Annotated in this window: 7 protein-coding genes and 1 pseudogene; 7 read left to right on the top strand and 1 reads right to left on the bottom strand. The window is 61.3% G+C overall.

Annotated features, from left to right (window positions below; all coding sequences use genetic code 11):
- Positions 1-392: 392 nt before the first annotated feature.
- The 7 genes from Q319_RS0121865 (at position 393) to Q319_RS25910 (ending at position 6,624) form a co-directional block, all read left to right on the top strand.
- Positions 393-1,610, top strand: coding sequence for a hypothetical protein (locus tag Q319_RS0121865; RefSeq protein WP_029484533.1), 1,218 nt, complete (start codon positions 393-395; stop codon positions 1,608-1,610).
- Between the two features lie 183 nt (positions 1,611-1,793).
- On the top strand, positions 1,794-2,630 hold the full coding sequence (locus Q319_RS0121870; RefSeq protein ID WP_034416290.1) for a hypothetical protein: 837 nt from the start codon (positions 1,794-1,796) through the stop codon (positions 2,628-2,630).
- 272 nt (positions 2,631-2,902) lie between these two features.
- On the top strand, positions 2,903-3,604 hold the full coding sequence (locus Q319_RS0121875; RefSeq protein ID WP_029484535.1) for a hypothetical protein: 702 nt from the start codon (positions 2,903-2,905) through the stop codon (positions 3,602-3,604).
- A 534-nt stretch (positions 3,605-4,138) separates the two neighbouring features.
- On the top strand, positions 4,139-4,753 hold the full coding sequence (locus Q319_RS26590; protein WP_162178694.1) for a gamma-glutamyl-gamma-aminobutyrate hydrolase family protein: 615 nt from the start codon (positions 4,139-4,141) through the stop codon (positions 4,751-4,753).
- Positions 4,750-5,379, top strand: coding sequence for a gamma-glutamylcyclotransferase (locus tag Q319_RS0121885; RefSeq protein ID WP_034416295.1), 630 nt, complete (start codon positions 4,750-4,752; stop codon positions 5,377-5,379). Before Q319_RS26590 ends, Q319_RS0121885 begins: the two co-directional genes overlap by 4 nt.
- Entirely contained in the window at positions 5,376-5,624 is a 249-nt protein-coding gene (locus Q319_RS0121890; protein ID WP_029484538.1) for a hypothetical protein, read from the top strand. The genes Q319_RS0121885 and Q319_RS0121890 overlap by 4 nt, the downstream gene beginning before the upstream one ends.
- Entirely contained in the window at positions 5,617-6,624 is a 1,008-nt protein-coding gene (locus Q319_RS25910) for a GIY-YIG nuclease family protein (protein ID WP_051655672.1), read from the top strand. The genes Q319_RS0121890 and Q319_RS25910 overlap by 8 nt, the downstream gene beginning before the upstream one ends.
- A 100-nt stretch (positions 6,625-6,724) precedes the next feature.
- On the opposite strand, the pseudogene Q319_RS0121900 reads toward Q319_RS25910, so the two are convergent.
- A pseudogene (locus tag Q319_RS0121900) lies at positions 6,725-7,265 on the bottom strand (IS4 family transposase); the annotation flags it as partial.

Genomic DNA, 7,265 nt, shown 5'->3' on the forward strand with positions numbered 1-7,265 from the left:
GTGGCTCCTTCACCCAGGTCAGGCGCTTGGAGATCCAAGCGACGATGGAAAAGACAAACTCCTCAGAAGTCTCGCCGTCAGGGAAAAACTTTCTCACCCGCTTCGTGCAGGAACAGCGGGCCCGGGGGCGCAGCAGCGGCCCACTCGATGGCCTGTTCGCGCACCTCGCGGACGCCCCCGCACCGACAGCCTCTCAACCTGCCTCCGCGACTGCTCTGCCTCTCCGCACCGAACGCGCTCAGGGACGGAAGAGGAGCCATGCCGCGCCGCTGTTCGAGCACCTCGGCAGCCTTGTCAGGACCCGCGCACCCGCCGAATCCTGGCCGCTGGGCCACCAGGGACCGCCACCTGTCCCGGCCCCTGGGCTTGCACGGCCCAGTGTAGAGGCCCCCATGCGGACGGTTCACGACTTTACCGCCGCCCGTAACACCCGCCGTGCTCAGTTCACCGAGCCGCCCGCGCCGCTGGTGCTGTTCAATCCCATCAAGTCCCTGACCGCCTGTATGGACAGCGCCGATTGCCCGGCCACCGCCCGGAAGATCTTCCGCGTGCTATTCGGCCTCGCCCTGGAGTCGGTCAGGGCGCGCGGCGTTCCTGTCCGGCCCGATGTGGCGGTCTTCCATCTGCCGTTGGAGCTGCTGGCCGCCCACATCGAGCGGGACCGCGTGACGGTTTGGCGCAACCTGCGCCCGCTGATCGCCACCGGGGTGCTGGCAAGCGTGGACCATTACGACACCCTGCGCGGGCAGACCGCCGTCACGGGCAAGGTCTGGGCGGTCAGTCTCTGCCCGGAGCGCGTGCTGTCCGGCCACGCCCACGCCGTCAAGGTCACGAAGTCCGATCTCGCCTTTCCCTGGCGCGATCTGGACAGGGACGCCCGGCAGGGCCGCACCGTCTACGCCCTGACCCGCACCGAGGAACGCCAGCAGGCCGAACGCACCCAACGGCAGGCGAAGGCCGCCGAGCGGACAGCAGCACAGGCACGGGCCACCGAGCGGGCAACGGCGAGGGCGCAGGCCAGGGCAGACGGCGAAGCGGTCCCCCGTGGCCGGGCGGCGGCGACGATCAACGCCGCCGCGACGCGCGCCCAGAAATCCCCACCCACACGCCCCCAATCCAGAACGCAACAGTCAGTTAAAAGCCTGAAGGCTGTAGAAAGAGGAGAGCTTGAAAAGTGGGTGTTAGCTGCATTTTCCACCCAAACCCAAGACGTTACACTGACTGTTGCACCCGCCTTCACAGACGGCCTGGACGCGGTTTTTAGTCTTCCGACTCTCGCGGGCCTCTCGCGCAGCCGCCGGGGCGAGCTGGTGGAGAAAACCGCGCGCACACTGGCCGCGTCGTTTGGGGACTCGGAAAATCTGCGCTTCTGGTGCTGGCTGATCTGGCAGACCCTCCGGGCACACGATCAGGGGCAGGACTGGACCGAGGACGTGGCGCACATCATGGCGCGCGTGCTGCACGACATCCGGCAGGACCAGCAGATGGGCAACCGCGCGCAGAATCGTCCCGCTGCGCTAGTGGTGAATGGCTTGCGGAACTTTGGGCTGCTGGATGCACTGCGGCAGATCGCGCCGACGCGGGTAGGGAAGCGGCCACAGGCCGCCTGAGCTCAGCCCAGGAATCACGGCCACCAAGCGATGCCCAATGGGTGCCGCGTGGCCTCTGGTTGGTACCGTTATCAGGAAAATGCCGTCTAGTATGGGTCTCAAATGGCGAAAACTACCTTCTGATCCACAGGAACAACGCTGAGTCTGTGCCGAATCCGCCGAGGTCATCGCTTACCATTGAGCATGGCCACCACCCTGAACAGGTACGTCTGGGCGCTGTATCTCAATACGTTCGAGGGAGAGCAGGCCCTTGCTTATTTTCAGACGTTGGACGACTTCGCCGACCGGGCCAATCTGCTCGAGCCCTTTCTGGGTGTCGGCCAATGGGTTGGGGCGCAAACCGTTGAGGGGATGGACTGGGAAGACGCTCCGTTGGACGAGGAAGACCTGCAATTCATCGTCGCCATTCGGGACGCGGCCCGGCAGTTCCCCGTCGAGACGCCAGATCAGGTGCAGCGTCTTCTGACCGATCTGATGGACAACGGGACCGTCAAACTCTCTGAGGGTGAGGACGATGTCCTCACGCTCGACGACGCTTTCTCGAACCTCTCGCTGGTCAGTCTGGGCCTGCATCTCGCCTATCCGGAGACCTTTTTGCCTTACGGGTTGACCGGGCATTACTACCTCGTGTCCCGCGTCTCGGAGACCTTCGGCATTCCCCTGCCCCCCGTGCCGCCTAAAAAAGACCGGCTGGCCCGCTGGCTTTACTACGGTCACTGGTGTGCCGCCTTTCAGGAGTTCCGGCAGCTCAGCGGGCTGACCCTGCCGGAGTTGCTGGCCTTCCTGCATGACTTCTCCGTCAACTATGTGTACGACACAGGGCAGGGCGAACTGCCTGAGCCTCGTAACGCCTGGCTGCTGATCGGCGGTGTGGAGAACGGCGACCTGGAATGGATGGAAGAACAGCAAGCGGTCACCGAGGTTAACTGGCAGGGCAGCCTCGATATGCGCCGGGGCGACGTCTGCCTGATGTACATCCGCAGTCCAGTCAGCGCGGTGCATTCCCTGTGCGCGTTGTAGCCTCAATCGCCCGAAAACCCCCGTTAAGGTTGCAAGGCGTGATCCAGTAAGTTCGCCCAATGCCCATACTGCGCACTTTTGCTGCTGTTTTGCCGTTAGAGAACAAGCTCAAAGGCTCTAAAGGGGCCGGAGTTCGGGGTCAGATCGAAAGTACGAACTTTGGATTCGCTCTCCAACACACTCGAAGCCGTGCGCGGGAATAACGACTGGGACAGTCTTTAGGCCCTTATCAGGGGTTTTCGGGCGATTGAGGCTATAACGCGCTGTGGCGGGTGGTTGAGGACGCGTACGTTGATCCATTCTTCCATTACAAGCAATCGGTGCAGATTGGCACGCCCCTGCGGCTCCCGAGCCTGACCTTCGGTGAGATCGCGGCTGATGCCTATCTGGGCGGGAATAAATACGTCAGGGCCAATCTGCAGGGTGCCAGCGGAAAGGCCCTTTCACACGGCGAATACGAACGCGTGCTTCAGATGCTCTCGGTCAAGGCGGACCTCCCCGAAGGGATTCCCCATTTCATGCCTCAGGAAGCGGTGGACCTGTCGGCGCTCGGGAACGAGCGTGACGTTGAGCTGCAACTCGTCGAGCCACTTCTGCGCCGGGCGGGACTGGAGAGTGGAGACTGGGTGCGGCAGCTTTCCGTACGGATGGGACGCGGTGAGCGGGTCTACCCGGACTACGCCATCGGCGTGAGCGGCACGGCTCCGGAGCAGCGGGTTCACGCCCTGGTCGAGGTGAAGTACCGCATGGCCGGTGAGCGGGACTGGCGCGAAGCCTTCTGGCAGGCCAAGTCGTATGGCCTGCGCCTGGGAGCGCAGGTGATCGTGACGGCGGCGGCGGAGGGTGTGCGCATCTACCGCAGGAGCCAGGACGACTTTGACTTCTCTCAGGGTGACCATCAGCCGTGGTCAGCACTTGGGGAGGGTGAGATGCTGCGGCAACTGGGCCGCCTGCTCAGCGGGCGGGCAGGATGATCACGGCGTTGTCGCAGGTTAAGCGGCAGTTCCATGGCACCTGCATGGTGTGACGGGGTGAGCTGGGACTTCGTCCGGAAACCTGCGCTCAGGACAGAAGCTGATATCTATTTTGATTGGGCGGATCACTTAAAACTCTATTGAAGGCGTGCTGCGCGGGTTTTTCAAGGGATTCAGTTCTAGCCATCTAATGCCAGACTGGAGTCAATCGGCACGGAGAAAGGTTCAGTGGAAACCATCAGGAGTTGCCCTCCCAGCCGCAAGAATGCAGATTGCTCATGTCGGTAGCGCAGGTTTCTGGACGAAGTCTCGCACTGCCCCTGATTCAGAGGTAGTGAAAACACTGTTCAGTATGGTCAGAATCTAGTTTGCTTTTCGTCACCAGCTGAGCGAAAAGCTTGTCAAGCGTCACTTGTCAAGGCGCGTTGATTCACCCCACTTTGCACGTTGATCAGGCACTTCTACGGGTGAATCAAACTGCTATGTATAAATCTAGACTTGACAAAATATTCAAGTAAATCTAAGATGTCAAGTATGAAGATGCAAATTGGACTTCTGCAAAGCAGCCGGGCTGCCGATATTGAGGCGCTGTTCCGCACCCATTACCCTCAGGTCACTTGCCAAGTGCTCAATTCACACTTGACAGTCGGAGAAGTGGACGCGGTTCTCGCCGGTGGCGGCCCTGACCTGACGCCGGGGCTGTATGGTCAGGAGAACCGTGCCAGTCGCCAAGTGAATCCTGAGCGAGACGCCCGCGAACTGGACACCATAAAGGCCGTGCTCGCGGCCGATGTGCCTTTTCTCGGACTGTGCCGGGGGGCGCAGCTGCTCAACGTCGCCCTGGGCGGAACGCTCTGGCAGGACCTTGAGACTGAACGCGGTTGCGCACACCCTGAGATGCATTCGGTCAAGTTCAGTGGTGCCGGCGCGCGGCACCTCGGTGAGCAGGCTCTGGTCAATTCCACCCATCACCAGGGTATTGACCGGGTTGGGTCTGGTCTGGAAGTGATCGCCACCGCTGACGACGGTCTGCCGGAAGCCTGGTACCGTCCCGGTGCCATTGGTGTTCAGTTCCACCCGGAGACGCTGATCAAGGATGATCTGGGCTGGCTCCGGCTGTTTGACTGGTGGCTGGCGGGCGCAGCATGACCGCCCTGCTGGACGGTCAGGACATCCGGCGCAGACGCGAGGAGCTTGGCCTCACCCTGCAGGAAGTCGCGGACAAGGCAGTCGTGACCCGGCAGTACGTCAGTTCTGTCGAGAGCAACAAGATCCAGCTGATCCCGGCGGGCGTGACCCGCATCATCGAAACCGTCGGCCTGAGCGTCCGGTTCGAGCAGCCGGGGGAAAATGACTTCCCAGTTCACTTTTTCACCTACGGCAGCATGAAGCCCGGCTTTAGCCGGTCCGGGCTGGTCGAGGGCAGTCTTCCCGAAGGCCACCGCCCGGCGCTCCTGGCGGGCTACCTGCTGTACGACAGTGGAATGGACTATCCGTGCCTAGTCCGCAGTGACCGCGCGGCCGACACCGTGCAGGGCGTGGTGTTCGAGTTTACGGCGAACACCGTCCACATGGCGCTGGATCTCTTCGATGTGATCGAGGGGACGAATGACGATCCGCCGCTGTTCGTCAGACACCGCACCGTGGCCCTGGTCGACAGTGGGAAAGACCAGATGACCGTGCCCTGCTGGGTCTACCTCTATGCACAGCCGATAGATGACATGAAGGCCGTCAAGGATGGCATCTGGCTGAAAGAGAAAGGGAGAAGAAAATGAGCAGGCAAGAAAGTTTTCAGTACGGCCTCGTTGTTCAGCTCCGGCTGATGGCACTTGAAAAGCGCTGGGGCACGCCCAGTGGCGAGATTCTGGCCCTGGCCCTGCAGGCGTGCCAGGGGGTTCATTCTGAACTGAACGCCACGCTCAAAGGCTGGATGTACCCGACCCCGCAGGCGCTCCTGCAGGAAGGCGAACGGTTGTTCGGTGGCGGCGGCTGGACAATGCGGCGGGCCACAGATGACTGACCATCTCCTGTCAGCACTGGGCTTCCCACCCTTTCAGGACGTGACGGGCCAGACGTCGGTGGCCCGCCTGCACCGGGCCGGACAGCGCTGCGGTATCTACATCCTCGGATTCGCGGATGGCGAACGGTACGTCGGCCAGGCGGTTGATGTGACGAAGCGCTACTTAAACCACCGAAAAACCTACGCCGACCTGACCCAGCTCACCTTCAAATGCGTGCCCGCAGGGGAGCTGGACGCCGAGGAGCAGCGCTGCATCCATACCCTGGAGGCCGCGGGAATGCTGCTGCGGAACTTCACGCATATGAGTGTGGTCCGCGGCAAACGGCCTTTCGACGAGGTGGTCACTCCGGAAGAACAGGACGCCTGGCTGCGGGGCAATGCGGACTTGCAGGACGGTGAATCACACGTCCATGACGAGTCGCTGAGGCGACGGCAGCGCCACAAGTTCGAACAGCTCATGACCTTGCCCCACGCGCAGGATGCGCTCAGACTTCTGGGGCTCTATCTGGTGTCAACACTGCCTTTTCCCAACCGCACCGAACAGGACTTCTGGATCGTGACCTGTCTCCCGTATGGGCTCGGGAAAGATGACAGCGTCTACTGCCGGGTCACGGTCAATATGCAGGAGAACTTTTCCGTGTACGGCAACGAGCATGGCCTTGGTATCGCCATTCACACGGCCGTTTCGCCGCTTAAGGAACTGCTGGGTGACGAATGGCAGCGGCACCTTGAGGAGGGAGAGTATGAGGTCACGGGTCACCAGTACAAGCCCGGTGGACACGATCAAACTCAAATTAATGCCTTCGGGTACGAGCACGCCAAGATCCTGCTGACCTCGGGGCAGACGTTACAGGCCATGGCCGTCCTGAACCTCAGATTGATGCGCAGAGGTGGTGCTTATCAACCCGGCTCGCACTGCCCGCAATTGGCTGATGCTGCGCTAGTTGATGCCATACAGGCTCTTCAAAATCCCGAATTTGAGACGGAGCAAGCTGAGTAAGCAGAGGCGTCATGGGGCGGGATCAATAGGGATCACCAAACGTTTCAAAGTCAAGAAATGTTACCCGATACAACATCCAGGTATTTGGTACCTCACGAGCTCAGTAGCCGACAACTTCAGATTCCGGCTGTCCCAGTGGGGGAAAAGGACTTATCAAGATTCGTAGGATCTCGCTGATTCTCTCGGGAATCCACCGCAGGACATGACGCAGTTCTTCCGAGCCGTAGCGCACCAAGCTCATGGCCTTCCGGCCATGGGCCAGTACCCGGATCGGTTTCGTTTCGTGACGCCAGACGCCAATTCGCAGGCAGCCCAGCCACGCTAGGGTCACCAGACCGAACAGTCGCTCCAACCGAGTGGGGGGTGTGACCCCGGTCCGTTCCAGATCGAAGCCCCGCGATTTTTGCGAGCCAAAAGTGGACTCGATCGTCCAACGAAGCTTGTACAGTTGCCACGGTTCCCACACGTGAAAGTCCGTCGCGATGATCACCAGATCACCCGTGGGTGACCTGGTGGCCACTCCCCGCATCACTTCACCGAAGACCATGGTCCGCTCCGCGATCATCCGGAACTGACCGGGCTGCAGATCCTGGAACCACTCTGCGGCTGACAGCTCGTCCAGCACCGTATCCTTGCGAATC

It is taken from the genome of Deinococcus marmoris DSM 12784 (genome assembly GCF_000701405.1).
Lineage (GTDB): Bacteria > Deinococcota > Deinococci > Deinococcales > Deinococcaceae > Deinococcus > Deinococcus marmoris.